At 59.7% G+C, this 19,784-nt stretch carries 17 protein-coding genes; 2 read left to right on the plus strand and 15 right to left on the minus strand.

From position 1 onward, the window contains the following. The first annotated feature begins 67 nt into the window (after positions 1-67). Complete coding sequence (locus ACWIKB_RS26965) at positions 68-697, plus strand: class I SAM-dependent methyltransferase (RefSeq protein WP_475270525.1); 630 nt, start codon at positions 68-70, stop codon at positions 695-697. Between the two features lie 173 nt (positions 698-870). On the opposite strand, the gene ACWIKB_RS26970 is transcribed toward ACWIKB_RS26965, so the two are convergent. The 3 genes from ACWIKB_RS26970 to ACWIKB_RS26980 are packed head-to-tail and all read right to left on the minus strand — an operon-like array spanning position 871 to position 6,088. Then, positions 871-3,924: an efflux RND transporter permease subunit gene (locus tag ACWIKB_RS26970; protein WP_475270526.1), complete on the minus strand. Its 3,054-nt coding sequence runs from the start codon at positions 3,922-3,924 to the stop codon at positions 871-873. Next, positions 3,921-4,988 carry an efflux RND transporter periplasmic adaptor subunit gene (locus ACWIKB_RS26975; protein WP_475270528.1) on the minus strand — a complete coding sequence of 356 codons (1,068 nt, stop codon included), beginning with the start codon at positions 4,986-4,988 and terminating at the stop codon, positions 3,921-3,923. The genes ACWIKB_RS26970 and ACWIKB_RS26975 overlap by 4 nt, the downstream gene beginning before the upstream one ends. Beyond that, positions 4,985-6,088 (minus strand): efflux RND transporter periplasmic adaptor subunit, encoded by a 1,104-nt coding sequence (locus ACWIKB_RS26980; protein WP_475270529.1) that lies wholly within the window; start codon positions 6,086-6,088, stop codon positions 4,985-4,987. Before ACWIKB_RS26980 ends, ACWIKB_RS26975 begins: the two co-directional genes overlap by 4 nt. A gap of 243 nt (positions 6,089-6,331) precedes the next feature. Here ACWIKB_RS26980 and ACWIKB_RS26985 point away from each other — a divergent pair, with 243 nt between their 5' ends. Continuing rightward, positions 6,332-7,492, plus strand: coding sequence for an AAA family ATPase (locus ACWIKB_RS26985; RefSeq protein WP_475270530.1), 1,161 nt, complete (start codon positions 6,332-6,334; stop codon positions 7,490-7,492). Between the two features lie 356 nt (positions 7,493-7,848). Here ACWIKB_RS26985 and ACWIKB_RS26990 read toward each other — a convergent pair whose 3' ends face one another. The 12 genes from ACWIKB_RS26990 to ACWIKB_RS27045 all read right to left on the minus strand — a co-directional run bounded on the left by ACWIKB_RS26990 (position 7,849) and on the right by ACWIKB_RS27045 (position 19,734). Then, positions 7,849-8,730 (minus strand): transporter substrate-binding domain-containing protein, encoded by an 882-nt coding sequence (locus tag ACWIKB_RS26990; RefSeq protein ID WP_475270532.1) that lies wholly within the window; start codon positions 8,728-8,730, stop codon positions 7,849-7,851. Then, positions 8,727-9,509 carry an amino acid ABC transporter ATP-binding protein gene (locus tag ACWIKB_RS26995; protein WP_475270533.1) on the minus strand — a complete coding sequence of 261 codons (783 nt, stop codon included), beginning with the start codon at positions 9,507-9,509 and terminating at the stop codon, positions 8,727-8,729. Before ACWIKB_RS26995 ends, ACWIKB_RS26990 begins: the two co-directional genes overlap by 4 nt. Further along, a complete protein-coding gene (locus ACWIKB_RS27000; RefSeq protein ID WP_475270534.1) occupies positions 9,506-10,165 on the minus strand; it encodes an amino acid ABC transporter permease in 660 nt (219 codons plus the stop codon). Before ACWIKB_RS27000 ends, ACWIKB_RS26995 begins: the two co-directional genes overlap by 4 nt. Further along, positions 10,146-10,811: an amino acid ABC transporter permease gene (locus ACWIKB_RS27005; RefSeq protein ID WP_475270535.1), complete on the minus strand. Its 666-nt coding sequence runs from the start codon at positions 10,809-10,811 to the stop codon at positions 10,146-10,148. Before ACWIKB_RS27005 ends, ACWIKB_RS27000 begins: the two co-directional genes overlap by 20 nt. Positions 10,812-11,478: 667 nt before the next feature. Continuing rightward, the gene (locus tag ACWIKB_RS27010) at positions 11,479-12,261 is read right to left on the minus strand and encodes a MetQ/NlpA family ABC transporter substrate-binding protein (RefSeq protein ID WP_475270536.1); all 783 of its coding nucleotides are present in this window, start codon (positions 12,259-12,261) and stop codon (positions 11,479-11,481) included. Between the two features lie 271 nt (positions 12,262-12,532). After that, positions 12,533-13,465: a sigma 54-interacting transcriptional regulator gene (locus tag ACWIKB_RS27015; protein WP_475270537.1), complete on the minus strand. Its 933-nt coding sequence runs from the start codon at positions 13,463-13,465 to the stop codon at positions 12,533-12,535. A 51-nt stretch (positions 13,466-13,516) separates the two neighbouring features. Further along, the gene (locus ACWIKB_RS27020) at positions 13,517-14,098 is read right to left on the minus strand and encodes an alpha/beta hydrolase (protein ID WP_475270538.1); all 582 of its coding nucleotides are present in this window, start codon (positions 14,096-14,098) and stop codon (positions 13,517-13,519) included. A gap of 391 nt (positions 14,099-14,489) precedes the next feature. Then, a complete protein-coding gene (locus tag ACWIKB_RS27025; protein WP_003220570.1) occupies positions 14,490-14,891 on the minus strand; it encodes an ExbD/TolR family protein in 402 nt (133 codons plus the stop codon). A gap of 1 nt (position 14,892) precedes the next feature. Beyond that, on the minus strand, positions 14,893-15,618 hold the full coding sequence (locus tag ACWIKB_RS27030) for a MotA/TolQ/ExbB proton channel family protein (RefSeq protein ID WP_475270539.1): 726 nt from the start codon (positions 15,616-15,618) through the stop codon (positions 14,893-14,895). 45 nt (positions 15,619-15,663) lie between these two features. Continuing rightward, the gene (locus tag ACWIKB_RS27035) at positions 15,664-16,482 is read right to left on the minus strand and encodes an energy transducer TonB (RefSeq protein ID WP_475270540.1); all 819 of its coding nucleotides are present in this window, start codon (positions 16,480-16,482) and stop codon (positions 15,664-15,666) included. Between the two features lie 362 nt (positions 16,483-16,844). Beyond that, on the minus strand, positions 16,845-17,171 hold the full coding sequence (locus ACWIKB_RS27040) for a hypothetical protein (RefSeq protein ID WP_054616563.1): 327 nt from the start codon (positions 17,169-17,171) through the stop codon (positions 16,845-16,847). Positions 17,172-17,382: 211 nt separating this feature from the next. Then, positions 17,383-19,734, minus strand: a complete 2,352-nt coding sequence (locus ACWIKB_RS27045; protein WP_475270541.1) for a TonB-dependent receptor — start codon at positions 19,732-19,734, stop codon at positions 17,383-17,385. Positions 19,735-19,784: the final 50 nt, after the last annotated feature.

Raw genomic sequence — 19,784 nt, forward strand, 5'->3', positions numbered from 1 at the left:
GGCTACGAAGCAGCCCCAAGGTTGATGGCGTATATTCGGCAAATCCCCATTGCCTGCGCAGCCCCCCATGAAACAAACCCCCGACGACCTCCAGAAAATCACCGCCACCACCCTGGGCCATTACAACTCGGTGGCCGAGGGTTTTCGCGAGGGCACGCGCGATCACGATGTCAGCCAAAATATCGATGCGTTGCTGCGGCACATCCAGGGTGAGGCGCCGTTCAACATTCTCGACTTTGGCTGCGGGCCGGGGCGGGATTTGCAGACGTTTACGCGCATGGGCCACATCGCCGTCGGCCTTGATGGCTCGGAGAAGTTTGCGCAGATGGCCCGGGAGGACAGCGGTTGTGAAGTCTTGCAGCAGGATTTCCTGAAGCTGGATCTGCCGGCTGAACGCTTCGACGGGATTTTTGCCAATGCGGTGCTGTTTCATATCCCGCGTCAGGAATTGCCTCGGGTGTTGAAGGAATTGCGCGGGGCGTTGAAACCGGGCGGTGTGTTGTTCAGTTCCAACCCGCGTGGGGAGAATCAGGAAGGCTGGAACGGGCCGCGATATGGGGCGTATCACGATTTGCAGACGTGGCAGAAATTGCTGACCGAAGCCGGTTTTGTCGAGTTGGAGCATTACTTCCGGCCAGCGGGGTTGCCTCGGGAGCAACAGCCTTGGTTGGCGAGTGTTTGGCGTCGCGCCGACTAGCGCGAAGATCAAAAGATCGCAGCCTTCGGCAGCTCCTACAGGGGTCGCGTCCATCTGGACAACTCGGTCAACTGTGGGAGCGGGCTTGCTCGCGAAGGGGCCGTTTCAGTCAATGGAGAGGTCGACTGATAAACCGCTTTCGCGAGCAAACCCGCTCCCACAGGGTTCGTGCTTTACCGTGCGTCTTTCTTCGGCTCGCGAATTTTGTACCAGGCGACATAAAGCGCCGGCAAAAACAGCAGCGTCAGCAACGTCGCAATGATAATCCCGCCAATCATCGCGTAGGCCATCGGCCCCCAGAACACTTCCCTCGCAATCGGGATCATCCCCAGGCTCGCGGCCGCCGCCGTCAGCAGGATCGGCCGGCGACGATGCTCCGTCGCCTGCGCCACCGCATCCCACGGTGCCAGGCCTTCCTTCTCCAGCGCATCGATCTGCGTCACCAGGATCACCGAGTTGCGGATGATGATGCCGATCAACGCCAGAATCCCGAGGATCGCCACGAAGCCCATGGGCGTGCCGGTCGGGATCAGCGCCAGCACCACGCCGATCAAGCCGAGCGGCGCGACGCTGGCCACCAGGAACAGCTTCTGCACGCTGTGCAGCTGGATCATCAGGAACGTCGCCATCAAGAACAGCATCAGCGGCACAACCTTGGCAATCGGCCCCTGGGCCTTGCCGCTTTCTTCGACGGTGCCGCCGGTGGCGACCTTGTAACCCACCGGCAACCCGGCAGCGAATTTGTCGATGGTCGGTTGCAGCTGTTTCACCAGGTCAGTCGGCTGAATCTCGTCGCGCACCGCAGCCTTGATGGTGATGGTCGGTTTGCGGTCGCGGCGCCAGACCAGCGGTTGCTCCAGTTCATAACGCACCGTGGCGAAGGCCAGCAACGGAATCGAGGTGCCGCCCGGCGTAACGATCTGCAGGTTCTGCAAGGTTTCCGGCGTACCCCGCTCGGCATCCTCGGCGCGACCAACGACGTTGATCAGGTAAATATCATCGTCCACCTGAGTGATCGGCGAGCCGACGACGATGCTGTTCATCAAGTTGGCCACGTCTTCCGACGACAGCCCCAGTTGCCGCGCCTTGTCCTGGGCGATGTCGATGCGCAGGACTTTGCCCGGTTCGTTCCAGTCGTAAATGATTTCGCCGATGTGCGAGTTCTTGTCGAGTTCGGTGGCCAGTTCGATCGTGTGTTTGCGCACTTGATCGATGTCCTTGCCGCTGACCCGGTACTGAATCGGCCGCCCGACCGGAGGCCCCATTTCCAGGGCCTGGACGTAACTGCCAATGCCGACAAAGTCTTTGCGCAGCCGCTCACGCAAGCGCTGGCTGAGTGCGGTGCGCGATTCCAGGCCTTTGCTGACGATCACCAATTGCGCGTAGTACGGGTTCTGCAATTGCTGGTCGAGAGGCAGGTAGAAACGGATCGCGCCCTCGCCGATGTAGGTGCTCCAACGCACGACGTCCGGGTCGTCCTTGAGCGTCGCTTCGAGCTTGTCCACGGCCTTGCGGGTTTCGTCGATCGAGGCGTTTTGCGGCAGGTTGAGGTCGACGAGGATTTCCGGGCGGTCCGAGGACGGGAAAAACTGGTTCTGCACAAACTGCATGGAAAACACCGACGCCACGAACAACGCGATGGTGATGCCGATGGCCCACCAGCGATTGCGCATGGCCCAGAACATGCCGCCATTGAACGCCCGACCAATGCGACCCGGCTCAGCGGAATGCGGTTTCACATCGGTGCTGAGGATGTGCACGGCGATCACCGGAGCGAACAACACCGCGACAACCCATGACACCAGCATCGCCACGGCGATCACCGCAAACAGCGTGAAGGTGTACTCACCGGCGGAGCTGGCGTTCAAGCCAATCGGCACAAAACCAGCCACGGTCACCAGCGTACCGGTGAGCATCGGGAACGCCGTCGATGTGTAGGCGAACGTTGCCGCCTGCTCCTTGGTTTCGCCCATCTCCAGGCGCGTGACCATCATCTCGACGGTGATCATCGCGTCGTCCACCAGCAGGCCGAGGGCGATGATCAGCGCGCCGAGGGAAATTCGCTGCATGGTGATGCCGCTGTATTCCATGAAGACGAAGACCATCGCCAGCACCAGCGGAATCGAGCAGGCCACCACCAACCCGGCGCGCACGCCGAGGCTGATGAAGCTGACGATCAGCACGATCACCACCGCTTCGAACAGCGCACTGGTGAAGCCGCCAACGGCTTTTTCCACCACGTCAGCCTGGTCAGAGACGTTGTGCACGCCGACGCCCACCGGCAGGTCGGCGGTCAGGTCGGTCATGCGCTGGTGCAGGGCCTTGCCGAATTCCTGGATGTTGCCGCCCTTCTTCATCGCAATTGCCAGGCCGATGGCCGGGTGACCGTTGAAGCGGAATTCCGGGTTGGCCGGATCGACGTAACCACGGCTGATTTCAGCGATGTCGGCCAAGCGATAGAAGCGGTCGTTGAGCCGCAGGTTGACGTTGGCCAGGTCTTTCTCGGAGGCAAACTGCCCGGAAGTGCGCACGGAAATCCGCTCCGGCCCGGCCTCGATCACACCCGCCGGGGTCACGGCGTTCTGCGATTGCAGGCTCTGCACCACCTGACGCTGATCGATGCCCAGCGCGGCGAGTTTGCGCGTGGAGAAGTTCAGATAGAGGACTTCGTCCTGCTCACCGACCATCTCGACCTTGCCCAGCCCCGGCACATCGCGAATCGCCGCCCGCACTTGCTCGACGTAATCGCGCAACTGACGCATCGACAAGCCGTCGGCGGTGAAGGCGTAGACCGAACCGAACACATCACCGAATTCGTCGTTGAACCCCGGCCCTTGCAGGCCTTTGGGGAAGTCGCCGCGAATGTCGTTGATCTTCTTGCGCACCTGGTACCAGATTTCCGGGATGTCCTTGGCGCTGGTTGTGTCGCGCAGGTAGACGAACACCGTGGATTCGCCGGGCCGGGTGTAGCTTTTCACATAGTCGAGGGAGTCGAGCTCTTCGAGTTTTTTCTCGATACGGTCAGTGACCTGCTTGAGGGTTTCTTCCTGGGTCGCACCGGGCCAGCGGGTCTGGATGACCATGGTTTTGATGGTGAACGAGGGGTCTTCCTCGCGGCCCAGGTTCATGTACGAGAACACGCCCATCAGCAGCGCGACGAACATCAAATACCAGACGAACGACTGATGTTTGAGGGCCCATTCGGATAAGTTGAAACTCCCTTTCATCGCGGGCTTTCCTCGTCGATTTTGACTTTTTGCCCGGGTTTCAGGCTGTTCACACCGGCGCTGACCACGCGCTCACCGGACCTCACGCCGTCGGCCAGCACCACCGTCGAATCGGTACGGCTGATCAGGCTGACATCCCGTGGGGAAACGGTCTGGTTTTGCGGGTCGATCACCCAGATTCGGGTTTTGCCATCGACTTCTTGCAGAGCGCCGACCGGCAATTCCAGACGCGGTTTGATCGCCGAGCTGAGGGTCACGCTGATCGCCGTGCCCAGGCGAAAGCCCGGTGGCGTGTCGTTCAGGGTCAGGCGGGCGCGGCGGGTACGGGTCGCACTTTGAGCCTGGGGTTCGATTTCACGGATGATCGCGGTGCTGGTGATGCTTGGGTCCAGTTGCGAGGCGACCTGGAACACCACATCGGTTGGCAGTTGATCGACCAGGGTGTCCGGCAGGTCGATCACCGCTTCCTTGATGTCCGGTTGCGCCAGGGTCACCACTTGCTGGCCGGCGGTGACGACTTGCCCGGCCTCCGCGTTCCACGCGGTGACGATGGCTTTGTGATCGGTGCGCAACTGCACGTAATTGAGTTGGTCCTTGGACTGATCGACCGCAGCCTTGGCTTGATCAAGGGACGCCTGGGTGGTTTTCAAGTCGGTCTGGGCGATGTCCAGTTGCGCCTGGGCGCCGACCCCGCGATCAAACAAGGCTTGCTGACGGCGTGCGTTGGCCTGGGCGTTGATGAACTGCGCCTGGATGCGCGCCAGATCGCCCTCAGCCGAACGCAACTGGTTCTGCTGGTCGGTAGGGTCGAGGGTCGCGAGCAAGGCGCCCTTCTCGACTTCGGCGCCGACATCGACATTACGGCTGGCGATTCGGCCCGGCACACGGAAGCCGATGTTGCTTTCGTATCGGGCCTGGATGCTGCCGGCGAAACGCCCGAGGTCTTCCTGACTCAGGGATTTGACCTCGATAGACAACACCGGGCGCACTGGCTCCGGCGGTGGTTCTTTTTTTGAGCAGGCGACCAGCAACAGGCCGGCGGACAACAGCATCAGGCGCTTCATTGATCGGCTCCCGGTGCCAAATCCTTGTAGGTGTTTTCGGCGATTTCCACTTTCATTCCCGGGTGCAATAACTGGCCGCCGGCGATGATGACTTTTTCGCCACCGTCCAGACCGCCGCTGATGATGACTTTGCCGGTCAGGTAACGGCCGACGGTGACGGTGTGCAATTGCGCCTTGCCGTCAGCGTCCACCAGCCACACGGCCGGGTCGCTGAGGTTTTTGGTCAGGGCTGACCAGGGCAATTCCACCGCGGATTTGCCCGGCGTCTTCGCCGTCGCGCTGACTACCGAGCCGAGCTGCATGCCGTCGGGCAGGCCATGCAGGGTGACTTTGACCTGCACGGTGCCGGTCTGCGCGGACACCGCCGGGGTGATTTCCCTGACAGTGCCGGTGGTTTTGATTGCAGGGTTATCGAGCAGGCTGACCACCAACGATTTGTCCGAGGGCGGCTCGGCCAGCAGTGATTCGTAGACGTTGAACACTGCATCGCGCTCCCCGTCCCGGGCCAGGCTAAAGATCGGCACCGTGGCTTGCACCACCTGGCCGACTTCGGCCTGGCGCGCGGTGATCACGCCGGGGGCTTCGGAGATCAGTGAGGTGTAGCTCAGTTGTTCGCGGGCATTGGCCAGTTGTGCCTGGGCAGCGGTCAGGGCGCTCTGGCTGCTGCGCAACGCAGCCTGGGCGGCATCGTATTCGCTTTGGCTGGTGTAGCCTTTGGGCAGGAGTTTTTGCTGGCGCACGAACGCGGCGGCGGTCTGTTTGACGCGCGCCTGTTCGGCGACGACCTGGGCCTGGGCCGAATCGACGTTAGTCTGCAGGTCTTTCGGATCGAGTTTGGCGAGCACCTGTTTGGCGGACACCCGGTCACCGACATCGACCATGCGCTGGATGATCTTGCCGCCGACGCGGAACGACAACTCGGTCTGCACTCGGGCCTGGACATCGCCGGTGAGGGTCACCGAAGCCGCGTAATCCGCGGGTTTGACCGCTTGCACGAAGACCCGCGGCAGGTCTTTTTCGACCGGTTTCTTATCGCCGCAAGCGGTCAGCAGCGCGAACACGCCCAGCCCCACCAAAATTTTAAATCCGGGACCCGTCATGCAGACTCCTTTGCGTTGTACGAACGTGCCAGTGACGATACGACTGTGAGCTTAGAACAGGGTTCCACGCACGCACGGGTTTGCTGCAAACCCTGTGGGAGCGGGCTTGCTCGCGAAGGGGCCGTGTCAGTCAATGACTGATGCGACTGACAGACCGCTTTCGCGAGCAAGCCCGCTCCCACAAGGGATCTCCATGTGGCCGACAATAAGGCAAACTGGCCGCCTATGCAGCAGGAAGCGCTTATGCTCAAAACCCTCGCGGTGGCCAATTACCGCTCGATCAACAAATTGGTGATCCCGCTGGGTCGGTTGAACCTGATCACCGGCCCCAATGGCAGCGGCAAGTCCAACCTCTATCGCGCCTTGCGCCTGTTGGCGGAAACCGCCCAGGGCGGCGTGGTCAATGCGCTGGCCCGTGAAGGCGGGCTGGATTCGACGTTTTGGGCCGGACCGGAATCCATCACCCGGCGCATGCGCAACGGTGAAGTGCCGATCGAAGCCACCGTGCGCCACGGCGTCAAACGCCTGCGTCTGGGATTTGCCGGGGAAGACTTCAGCTATTCGATTGCCCTGGGGTTGCCTGCGCCGACACAGTCCTACTTCTCCCTCGACCCGGAAATCAAGAAGGAATGCATCTGGGCCGGACCGCTCTATCGCCCGGCCAGCCTGCTGGTGGATCGCGAAGGCCCGATGATCCGCGCCCGTGAAGGGCGCAACTGGGACGTACTGGTCCAGCACACGCCGAATTTCGACAGCCTGTTCGATCAGGTCGGCAGTTTCCGCACCTCGCCGGAAGTCATGCACCTACGCGAATTCATCCGCCGATGGCGCTTCTACGATCACTTTCGCAGCGACGCCGACGCCCCGGTGCGTCAACCGCAACTGGGTACGCGCACGCCGGTGCTGCACCACGACGGTCGGGACCTGGCGGCGGCGTTGCAGACGATCAGTGAAATCGGCGATCCGGAGGCTTTGCAGGCGGCGATCAGCGATGCGTTCCCCGGCGCACGACTGAACATCGCGCCGTTGCAGGGTGGACGGTTTGCCATCGAGTTTTATCAGGAAGGATTGCTGCGGCCGTTGTCGGCGGCGGAGTTGTCGGACGGGACGCTGCGTTATCTGCTGCTGGTCGCCGCGCTGCTGACGCCGCGACCACCGTCGTTGATGGTGCTGAACGAGCCGGAAACCAGCCTGCACCCGGACCTGCTGCCGGCGTTGGCGCGGTTGATTATCCGTGTGTCCGGGCAGTGTCAGGTGTGGGTGGTGTCCCACGCCCGACGGTTGATCTCGGCCTTGCAGGAAGACCCGGAATGCAATTGCATTGTGTTGGAGAAGACGTTGGGTCAGACCGGGATCGTCGGGCAGCGGATGCTGGATGAGCCGGCGTGGAATTGGCCGGATTGAGCGGCACCTGATACACCGCTTTCGCGAGCAAGCCCGCTCCCACAGTTGACCGAGTTGTCCCGGCGGATGCGGTCTAATGTGGGAGCGGGCTTGCTCGCGAAGGCGATCGAAAGATCACCGCATAGGTCTGGTCATCACCCCTGCCACTTCCCACCGTTGACCGAGTTGTCCCGGCGGACGCGGTCTAATGTGGGAGCGGGCTTGCTCGCGAAGGCGATCGAAAGTTCACCGCATAGGTCTGGTCATCACCCCTGCCACTTCCCACAGTTGACCGAGTTGTCCCGGCGGATGCGGTCTAATGTGGGAGCGGGCTTGCTCGCGAAGGCGATCGAAAGATCACCGCGTAGGTCTGGTCATCACCCCTGCCACTTCCCACCCTCGACAATCACGCTCTCAGGCTTGGTGTCATCGCTCAGTTCTTTACGCACATATTGGTCATACAGCTTGAGCAGATACTTCTCTTCACCCAACTTCGCCAACTCGGTATTCACCCAGTCACGCAGTTCGATGTTGCCTTTCTTCACCGCCGGCGCAATTGGCGCTTCGGCACCCAGGGTCTGTGCAAGTACGCGGTAGCCCGGGTTCTGCTTGGCCCAGCTGAACAGCACCAGGTTGTCTTGCGCATAGGCATCGCCACGGCCATTGGCGAGGGCTTGCAGGGACTCGGTGTTTTTCTCGAACTTCAGCAGTTTCCAGTCCGGGTGATTCTTGGTCAGCCAGATATCAGCCGTGGTGCCGGTAGTAACGATGGTGGTGCGGCTCGCCAGGTCATCAAGGTTTTTCACCGAGCTGCCCTGTGGGACTAGCGCTTGCACCGCGACCTTGAGGTTCGGGTTGGTGAAATCCACCGCTTCCTTGCGCTCCGGGGTCACGGTCATGTTGGCCAGGATCAAGTCAACCTTGTCGCTTTGCAGGAACGGAATCCGGCTCGCCGGCTCCACCGCGACGAACTCGACTTTGTTTTCATCGCCGAGCAAGTCCTTGGCGAATTGACGGCCGATGTCGGTATCAAAACCGACGTAACGCCCGGCCTCATCGACGAAGCCGAATGGCGGTTTATCGGTGAAGATCCCGACAATCAGCTTGTCCCGGGCCTTGATTTTTTCCAGGTAGCTGGCCGGCGCCGCACTTTCGCTGGCGACCTTCGGCTTTGGCGTTTCTTCGGATTTGTTGCAGCCGGCCAGCAAAGCGAGGCCGAGCAATGGGAGTAGCAAGAGTGAAGACTTGGCAGTTTTCATAGCAGTTCCAGTTCCTTTGTTTGAGTCTTTTTGGGCAGGGCTTCGACGTAGGAGAATTTCTCCAGGAACTGCTGCGCTCGTGCGGTTTGCGGGTTCGTAAAGAAAAGCTCGGGAGGGTTTTGTTCGAGGATGCGCCCGGCATCCATGAACACGATACGGTCGGCCACGGCGCGGGCGAAGGCCATTTCGTGGGTGACGATCAACAGGGTCATGCCTTCGCGGGCCAGGCCCTGAATCACTTCCAGCACTTCCTTGACCATTTCCGGATCGAGGGCGGCGGTGACCTCATCGAAGAGCATGACTTTAGGGTTCATGCACAGCGAACGGACGATGGCGATGCGTTGCTGCTGACCACCGGAGAGTTGGCGCGGGAAGGCGTCGCGCTTGTCCGAAAGGCCCACGCGCGCCAGCAAGGCTTCGGCTTGGTCACGGGCCTCGCGGCGATCACGCTTTTGCACTTTGACCGGGCCGAGCAGCAAGTTATCGAGCACGTTCATGTGCGGAAACAGGTGATAACTCTGGAACACCATGCCGATTTGCTGGCGCACGTCGCGCCAGTCGGTGCCCTTGTCCAGCAGCTCGCGACCGTTGAATTTCAAGCTGCCGCTGTGGGCGACTTCGAGGCCGTTGAGGCAACGCAGCAAAGTGCTTTTGCCACAGCCGCTGGGGCCGAGAATGACGATCACTTCACCTGATTTCACACTCAGGTCGATCTCTTTGAGCACCTGTTGCTCGCCGAAAAACTTGTTGAAACCCTTGAACTCGATCAATGCGCTCATGCTTGCGTCCAGCGCCGCTCCAGCACGCGCGAGGCGGCCGAGAGTGGGTAGCAGATGAAAAAGAAAAACAGGAAAAGAGCGCCGTAGATCAGCACTGATTCGTAGGTGCGCTCGATGATCTGCTGGCCGACCTTGATCACGTCCACCACACCGATCAACACCGCCAGGGAGCTGGTCTTGATGATTCGCGTGTAGACGTTAATGGTCGGCGGCGTCATGCGTTTCAGCGCCTGGGGCAGCAGCACGTAACCGAACAATTGCGGGCCGTTCAGGCCAATCGACAACCCCGCCTCACGCTGGCCGCGCGGCAACGACAGCAACGCGCCGCGCACCACTTCGCCAACCTCGCTCGCGCCCCACAGCGACAGCACCAGCACAGCGCACCAGAAGCTCGGGATGCTCAGGCCAAAAAAGATCGGCAAACCGAAAAACAACAGATACAGCCAGACCAGCACCGGAATCGCCCGGAACAGCTCCAGATAGACCCGCAGGATTGCGTTCAGCCATTTCGAACTCAGCGTGCGTAACACGCCGTAGAGCACACCGCCGACGGTGCTGATGGCGATGCTCAGAAAAGAAATCGACAACGTTTGCGCGGCGCCCTTGCCCAGTTGCGACAACGACACCCACAGCAACTCAAGACCCGAACTGGCCATGCTGGAGCCTCCTTTCCAGACGGCTGAGCAGCAGCGACAGCGGCAAGAACAACAGCACGCAAATCAGCGTCAGCACGGCGAGCATTTCGTAGGTTTTGTAGTAGAGCGCGATGTAGCTTTTGGTGGTGTAGATAATCTCCGCCACCGCCACCGCCGAGACCACGGTGGTTTCCTTGATCAGGAAAATGAAATTGGCAAACAGTGACGGCAAGCTGAGTATTCCGGCCTGCGGCAGAATCACGTAGCGCAGCAATTGTCCGTGGGACAGGCCGATGGAGCGACCGGATTCGAGTTGCGCCTGGGGCACCGCATCCACGCCGGCACGCAGCACTTCGGTGAGGTAGGCGCCGCCGAGAAAAGTCATGGTGATGATCGCCGCCGCAAAACCTGAAACGCTGATGCCCAGCGCCGGCAAGGCGAAGTAGACGAAAAACAGTTGGATCAACAACGGCGTGTTGCGCGCCAGCTCCACGTACAGCCCGACCAGACGCTGCAGGTAAGGCGTGCGGAACACCAGAATCGTCGCGTTGATCAGCGCCACCAGCAACGATGTGCCGATGGCAATGAAGCCGACCTGCAACGTCACGCCCACGGCTTTGAGAAACGCCGGCAGCGTGCTGAGGATAAAAGCGTAATCGAAGGTCATTGAACATCCTGGACGTCGCTCGGTAAGCGACGGTGGTGCAGTCCATGGGCGGTGGATAACCACCCGGCAGGCACCGACTTTAAAGGTATAAAAAGAAGAATTTAAATACCGTTAAGGCATATTGATATCACGCAAAAAACTATCCCGTGGATTTGCGGGGCTGAGGGAAGACGACTATTTTTCTTTGCGCTGTAGGAAGGATCTTTTTTTCAAAAAGCCCCTCCAAGGACCCACAGCTTTTGGCCAGACTCCCCGGCCAAACCATCACAAGGAAGAAAAAAATGGCTGACGTAAAAGTGCCGCAACGGCTGGACCCGCAAGACATCGTGAAGTTGTTGGTTGCGTTGCGCAGGGCGTTGAAGGCCGGGATGGCCTGAGGGCGATGATCGTTCCCACGCTCCGCGTGGGAATGCAGCCCGTGACGCTCCGCGTCGCATCCAACGCCGAACGCGGAGCGTCCGTTGAGGCATTCCCACGCGGAGCGTGGGAACGATCAAGATCGCAGCCTCGTTTCACTCGACAGCTCCTACATTGAATGCGTATCCCTGTAGGAGCTGTCGAGTGAAACGAGGCTGCGATCTTTTGATCTTCTGGCGCAATAAAAAACGCCGACGCTATATCAGCCGTCGGCGTTCGAAACCTTGAAGGGGTTTGATGTTGCGTCGAATCAGAACGCCGGCAATACCGCGCCGCTGTATTTCTTCTCGATGAACGCTTTCACTTCCGGGCTGGTCAAGGCTTTGGCCAGTTTCTGGATAGCGTCGCTGTTCTTGTTGTCCGGACGAGCGACCAGGAAGTTCACGTAAGGCGAATCTGCACCTTCGATCACCAGCGCGTCTTTAGCCGGGTTCAGGCCTGCTTCCAGCGCGTAGTTGGTGTTGATCAAGTCCAGGTCGACTTCCTTCAGAACGCGCGGCAGCATGGCCGATTCCAGTTCTTTGAACTTGAAGTTGTGCGGGTTCTTGGCGATGTCTTTCGGCGTAGCCAGAGCATTTTTCGGATCTTTGAGTTCGATCAAGCCAGCCTTCTGCAGCAGGATCAGGGCACGGCCGCTGTTGCTGCCTTCGTTCGGCAGAGCGATGGTCGCGCCGTTTGGCAGGTCAGCCAGGGATTTGTATTTGCTCGAGTAGCCACCGAACGGTTCAACGTGGACGCCGATAACGGTTTCCAGGTTGGTGCCTTTACCTTTGTTGAAGCTGTCCAGGTACGGCTTGGTCTGGAAGTAGTTGGCATCCAGGCGCTTTTCGGCAACCTGTACGTTCGGCTGAACGTAGTCGGTGAAGACTTTGATTTCCAGATCCACGCCTTCTTTGGCGAGGGTCGGTTTGATCAGTTCCAGAATCTCGGCGTGTGGAATCGGGGTCGCCGCAACCACCAGTTTCTCGCCAGCCTGGGCCAGGCCCGCAGTCAGGGCAGCCGCCAATGCGGTGAACAACAGAACCTTTTTCATGCAGTGTCCTTATCGAAAATCACGGTCGCCAATGACGACGGCTATTAGTACGAGTGCCAGTGAAGTGCTATCGCTGGCGTGAAGCGGACAATACCGGGATTTTTTATTCCCGAACAATATCTTTTATTCACTTTGATATTCCATTTTGTTCATACAGCTCTAACTCGCGCATCCCAATGTGGGAGCGGGCTTGCTCGCGAATGCGGTGTGTCAGCCAACATTGATTTCGACTGATACACCGCATTCGCGAGCAAGCCCGCTCCCACAAGGGTTACAGCGTTTGGCTCAAGCTTTCGAGCAAGTCTTTGAGGGCCGAGCGCTCGGCGGCCGTGCCGTTTTTCACGAGCTGAGCCGCTTGCCGCTCAATCTGCGCCAACGACGGCAATGCCTCCGGCAGATTCAAATGCTCGGGCAAGATCTCATCCCCGGTGCTGACCAGCAGCGCAAAGTGAATGACGTTCTCCAGCTCCCGGGTGTTGCCTGGCCAACTGTGTGCCTCCAGCACATGTTGCGCCGCTTCGCTGATCAGCGGCACCGGCAAGTCCAGGCGCTGGCTGTAGATGCCCAGAAAGTATTCCGCGAGGGAAAGGATGTCGCCCACCCGTTCACGTAGCGCCGGCAATTCGAGCTGGCCTTCGCTGAGGTAGTGATAAAGCCGTTCATGGAATTTGCCGGCGGCCACGGCCTGGGCCAGGTCGATGCTGGTGGCGGCAACCAGGCGAACGTCCACCGGGCTCGGCTGGTGCGCGCCGACGCGGGTGACTTCGTGGTTTTCCAAGGCCGAGAGCAACTTGATCTGGATCGGCAGCGGCAAGTCGCCGATCTCATCCAGGTACAGCGTCCCGCCATTGGCCGAACCGAACCAACCGGCACGACTGCTGGCTGAGCCGGTGTAGCTGCCGGCGGCATAACCAAACAATTCTGCATCGGCGTAGGTCGGGCTGATCGCACCGCAATTGACCGAGACGAACAAGCCGCCGCGATCACTGGCACGGTGGATGTGCCGGGCGAGCAATTCCTTGCCGCTGCCGGTTTCACCGCGAATCAATACTGAAATGGAGCGCGGAGCCAGTTGCTCCAGCTCCTGGCGCAACTGCCGCGAACGCGGATCGACAAACACCAACGCTTTGGCGCGGATGCTCAGGGGACTTTTTTCTGCGTCGGGGAAGGTCAGCAGTGGCTGACCGAAGGCTTCAAAACTCATGGCAGACTCCCGCCCAAAACCGTCGGGAGACGGGGGCGTTAAAAAAAAGATTTAAGCGCGGCGCAGGGCGTGATGCTCCATGCGATTTTGCAGGCGATAGAGATAGGCAAAACCCTGCTCCCAACGCTGGTGTCCGGACTTGACGTTGATATGTCCGGCACCCGCCAGAATCCCCGCCTCGGCGCCCCAGTTGCGGGCCAGCTCCATCGCACGGGTTGCACTGACGGCGCTGTCGTTATCGGAGCTGACAACCTGGCTCGGGAACGGCAGCAACGTGGTCGGGATCGGCGCAAAGTTACGCAGGGCCGGTGCACAGGCCGGACGTTCAACATCCGCTGGCGCGACCAGCAAGGCACCACGCACCTGACGCAGAAAATTCAGTGGGGCAGTGGCGGCCCAATGGGCAACGGTGATGCACCCCAGGCTATGGGCGATCAGGATCACCGGCGTGCTGTCGGCGGCAATCGCCTCGGCCAGCGCCGCGACCCAGTCTTCACGGCGCGGTGTCAGCCAGTCGGCCTGCTCTACCCGCGCACTGTTCGGCAGACTGTTCTGCCAATGGCTTTGCCAATGATCTTCTGGCGATCCTTGCCAGCCCGGCACAATCAGGTAGCGAATTGATTCGTTGCGCATGGGGAGCTCTCCTGCTGCTTGTCTGTTCCTGATCGAGTATAGGGATGAGAGTTATATTCGTTAAGGAATAAGAAGCTATTTATTAAGACCTTAATTGCATATGCGAGGTGGATTGGATATTTGTGCCTGGCTTTAGAACCACCCCTCTCCCTAACCCTCTCCCCAAGGGGGCGAGGGGACTGACCGAGTTGTTCATTCGAGCTGCATCGACCTGAACGTCCGAGGCGAACTCCGGTTTGAACAGCATGAAGATCGGCCCCCTTTCCCCCTCTCCCCTTTGGGGCGGTCCGACGTTTCGGGAGGGTTGGGGTGAGGGGTGGATCCCAAGTCCTACGCAAAAAAAAAGGGCCGCACCCTGCCAAGGAGACGGCCCCGGAAAACTTGAAATCTGTCAGCGCGCGGTAATCACCGACAACTTGGTAATCCCCGCCCGCTCAATGGACGCCATCGCCCGTGCCACTTCGCCATAATTCACTCCGTCGTCGGCTTGCAATTGCACGCGCACTTCGGGGTCCTTGGCCTTCGCCGACTTGAGGTTGAATTCCAGCAAGTCCGGCTGAATCTCGTCCTTGTTGATAAACAACTTGCCGGCGCCATCGATGCTCACCACCAGCGGGTCTTTCTGCTCCACCGGGGCCACGGCCTCGGTCTTGGGCAGGTTGATCGGTATCGCGTTGGTCAGCAGCGGCGCGGTGACGATAAACACCACCAGCAGCACCAGCATCACGTCTACCAGCGGTGTCACGTTGATCTCGCTCAGCACCTCGTCACTGTCTTGCGTGGAGAAGGCCATATCAGGACGCCTCCTTCACTTTCTGCGCGCCGCCCTGGGCTACCACTTTGTGCGAAGTCGGGTGAATCAACAGCCGGAACGAACTCTTCTGCGCCAGGCTGTAGAAGTCATGGGCGAAGTCATCCAGGTCCGCCGCCGTCAGTTTCAGGCGCCGCAAAAAGTAGTTGTAAACCAGCACCGCCGGCACCGCGACGGCGATCCCCACACCCGTGGCGACCAGTGCCGCACCAATCGGTCCGGCCACCGTTTCCAGGCTCGCCGAACCCGCCGCGCTGATGCCTTTCAACGCTTCCATGATTCCCCACACCGTGCCGAACAAACCAATGAACGGCGAGGTGCTACCAATACTCGCGACCACCGCCAGCCCGGTTTCCAGCGAGCGACGCTCGCGGACGATCTGCTGACGCAAGGCGCGCTCCAGACGATCCTGATGATTGATCGCCTGGCTCAGGTCATTCGCCGGCGGCGCTTCACCCACCTGAATCGCCGCATAACCGGCCTGGGCCACACGGGCCGCAGCACCCGGTTGGGTCTCGCTTAGCTCGGCCGCTGAGTCGAGACTCGAAGCGGCCCAAAACTGTTTATGAAATTTTTTATCCTGGGCTTTCAGGCGGCCAAACTGCACGCCCTTGAGCAACGCCAGACCCCAAGTGGCAACGGAAAAAACCACCAGCAGCCAGATCACCGCGCCTTCGATGGATTCAAGTGGAGATGCCAGTAACGTCATGATGTATTCCCTCGTGTAAACGTTTCGCGCGAAATTGGTTTCGGTTTAATGAATCTTGAAATCGATGGGCACGCTGACCCAGCCATCCTGGGCTACATCACCTTGCTTGGCCGGGACGAAGCTCCAACGCTTCACCGCGTTCAACGCGGCCTCGTCGAGCTGATCGCGACCACTGCTTTTCTGAATCTGGATTTCGCCGGGCTTGCCGTTTGCCAGCACATGCACCCGCAATAACACCGTGCCTTCCCAACCCCGACGCTGAGCCAGGGACGGGTATTCCGGCGCCGGGTTTTTCAGGTACGCAGCGTTGGCCGAAGCGGGAGTAACCGGTGCCGGCGCTGGTGGCGCGGGTGGTGCTGGAGCCGCGACAGGCGCAGCGGGTTGTGGCGGCGCCGGTGGTTGCTCGACGGCTTTGGGTGCCGGTTTCGGCACAGGCTTAACCACAGGTTTCGGCTTGGGAATCGGTTTCGGTGGCGGCGGCTTCACGGCCAACTCGTCTTGCACCGGCGGCGGTGGCTCGACCACTGGTTGAGGCGGCGGAGGAGGCGGTGGCGGCGGCGGCTCGACCACGGGCGGTGCCGGGCGCGAAAACTCGATGGTCATCGGCGGAATTTCTGGCGGCACGATAGGCAATACTTTGGTCGGTTGTTGATTGACCCAATAGATCACCGCGCCATGTACCAGCAACGCCAGCACGCCAAGCAGGATCGCTTCGCGTCGGCTCAAAATACCCTTGGGCGCCCGCTGCAAACGCAACTGGCCCAACGGCACGCGATGCACCCGGCCGAGGTCGACCAACTCGCCACTCGGCGCCTGGCGCCAGAGCACCTCATGTGCGCCGGCGGCGGTCTGGACATTGCCCATTGATTAACTCCCTGCGGTCTCTTTGCGAATAACCCCATACACCCGCTTATCCATCCCCCGCGCGGCGTATCGAGGGGCCAATCATTGGGCCAGACGCTTATCTCTTAAAGTAATCTTTAAAGTTATGGATAGATCCAGATCGAATATGCAAAACAGTCAAATTCGCCAAAGCCACGTCGTACAAGGCTTGTAGCGAAGCACCGCAAAAACGATGCTTTCCAAGCATTGAAAGTATTCGTGGAAGGCATCGAATTATGGGAAAAGTAGTAGGCGCTACAACTAACTACAGCGTAAATCGCCCACAAACGAAAACAGGCTGATGCATGTTAAATGCATCAGCCTGTTGTTTATTACAGCGATGTTTATTGCTTGATGAACTCTCCAGCCAGACCAACTACTTCGCCATCAAAGTTAGTACGGGAACCCACCGCACGAACTTTTTTGTAATTGTGGTCAGGTGAAAACAACGACCATGCTTGAAAACCACTGCTGCCATTCAGCCCGGTGAACGTGATAGTGGTAGGTTGTCCGGTGCTGTTCTGGAAATGATAATGCCCATAGCTGACATCGTAGTTCACGCCGCCCTGGCTGAACGTACCGCTGAAGGTGCCGTTGGAATCGTTGCCATCGGTAATCACCAGTTTGGCGCCAGCGTTGTCGTTTACGTAAGTACCATTAATGCTCGACATGGTTCGACTTCCTTTATCTGTTAAATAAGTGTCTTCCGATGAGAGCAAGTTTCCTCCTGGAAACTCACGAAACAGAGCATGGTTCGACAATCGTTTATTGTCCACGCGGAAACAGACTTATTGTTCGACAAAAATGCGATAGCCACTATGCAAAGTCTTCATAAATTATTCCAAAACAATCAGACATTACTTCCACCAGTACTAAGCCGATTCAGAAGTCGTAGCGACCGGTGACGCCCAAGGTCCGTGGCGTGCCGAGCAAGCCTTCATACCCACCGTTCCCACCCGTCCACAGGGTCGTGTAATAGGTTTTATCGAAGGCGTTTTTCAGCCATAGCGAGACATCCCACTGCCCTTGGTTGAAGTCACCGCGCAGGCCTGTGGATAAGTTGACCACGGCGTAACTCGGGATCTGCCCAAAGTCGGAATCCTCCACCGTGCCCACGGCTTTGGAGCGGAACGCGTAGCTGGCGGTGACGTACTCTTCGAAGCCGTTGCTCAGGTTCCATTTGTATTCGCCGTTGGCGTTGCCGATCCATTTCGAGGCACCGACCACCTGATGGCCGCTGAGGTCGCAGGAGGCCGGTGCACCTGGTCGCAGACTGACTTCTGGCGGGCACGGGGCATCTTTATAGGAGAGGTAGCTGACGTCGTTGAACGAGCCGTTGAGGTTCAGGGTCAGGCCGCGCAACGGGATGATTGTGCTTTCGACTTCCACCCCGCGCGAGCGCACGGAGCCGGCGTTGGTCAGGTATTGCACGCGATTGACGTCGTCGTAGGCGTTGGTCTGGTACGCGTTGACCTGGGTCCAGAACACGTTGGCGTTGAGTTGCAGGCGACGGTCCCACAGGGTGCTTTTGAATCCGAGTTCGGCGTTGTTGGCGCGCTCGGTGCCGATCAACAACGAGTCGGCGCCAGCGGTGGGCGCGGAACCCACGGCGAGGTTCACGCCGCCGGACTTCTCACCGTGGGACAGGGTCGCGTAGCCGAGCAAATCGTCGGTGAAGCGATAACTGAGGTTCAACAGGCCGGAAGGGCTTGAGCTGTACTGATTCAAATCACCGGAGTCGTAGGCCCCGGCACGACCGCGTCTAGCGGTCGCTGCCGCGCCAGTTACTGCCGCGCCACCGACCGGCGCATTGCGAGTCACCCAGGCGTTTTTCTCTTCATAAGTGCCACGAACGCCGGCGGTAAAGTCCAGACGCGGGGTGAGGTGCCAGGTGCCTTGGGCGAACAGCGCAAAGCTGTTGGTTTCGATATGGCCGTTGCCGACGCTGTCGACATTGGCCAGTGCGCCCCGTGGCGTGCCGTTCCAGATGTCCGCTTGCGGGCCGTAAAAGGAGAAGGATTTGTTGTCCAGGTTCGAACCGAAGTAATAGGCGCCGAGTACGTAGTCGAAGAATTCGCCTTTGGGCGACGCCAGGCGGAATTCCTGGGAATACTGCTTATCTTCAACCGAAACCCCGGCGTTGTAGCTCGCCGGTACGTTCAAACCGTCGTCGTTGCGTGGGGTGAAATTCCACCAGCGATAGGAACTGATCGAAGTCAGGGTGAAGTCGTTCGGCAAGGTCCAGTTGGCCTCCAACGACGTGCCGCCCTGATGCACCGTGACGTGCTGATCGTTGTCCAGATTGACCTTGCGATGAGAGCCGTTCACCAACGTGGCGCCAGCCGCAGCGGCCCGCGCCGAGTAGAGGTTGACGCCATTGATGGTCGGCCCGGTGTTGTACAGCACGCGGGTGCCGGCGCTGGAATCCTCTTCGTTGTAATCACCGATCCAGCGCAGGTTGAACGACTCGTTGGGCTTGTAGAGCAACTGGCCACGGAAGCCGTCGCGCGAACCACCGTTCAACTCATGGCCGTTGAATTCATTCTTGATGTCGCCGTCGCTGCGGGTGCGGTAAGCGGAAAAACGTCCGGCGAGCTCGTCATTCAACGGCCCGGAAATCGTGCCCTTGGTCTGGAAGTAACCGTCCTCGCCCACCGAGGTTTCGATGCTGCGCTCCGGGGTAAATGTCGGTGCGCGGGTGCTGATGTTGATCACCCCGGCGGTGGTGTTCTTGCCGAACAGCGTGCCTTGCGGACCGCGCAGCACTTCGAGCTGCTCGATGTCCATCAAGTCGAACACCGCCATGCCCGGCCGCCCGAGGTAAACGTTGTCGATATAGAGCCCGACGCTGCCCTCCAGGCCATCGCTGGCCGGGTTGTTGCCGAGGCCGCGAATCGACACGCTGGACTGACGCGCATGCATGTAGGCGACGTTGACGCTGGGCACCAGTTGTTGCAGATCCTGGATGCGATAGACCCGCTGGGTTTCCAGGGCCTGGCCGCTGACCACACTCATCGGCGTCGGCACATCTTGCGAACTTTCTTCACGACGGCGGGTGGTGACGGTCACGGTTTCCAGCTGCGAACTATCGGCCGTGGTTTTGCCGGCGGGAGCCGCTTGCGGGGATGTGGTGTCAGCCGGGTAAGCCTGGGCACTTCCCGCCAGCAACAGGGCCAGGGGCAGGCGTTTGAGCCGTCGGGGCGATAGGGGTGACGCAAGGTTCAACGGACTCATGGGGCGGCTCCTGGTCAAAAAACACGCAACGACTTTTCGCACTGCATATT

It is taken from the genome of Pseudomonas sp. 5Vm1k (assembly GCF_056161485.1).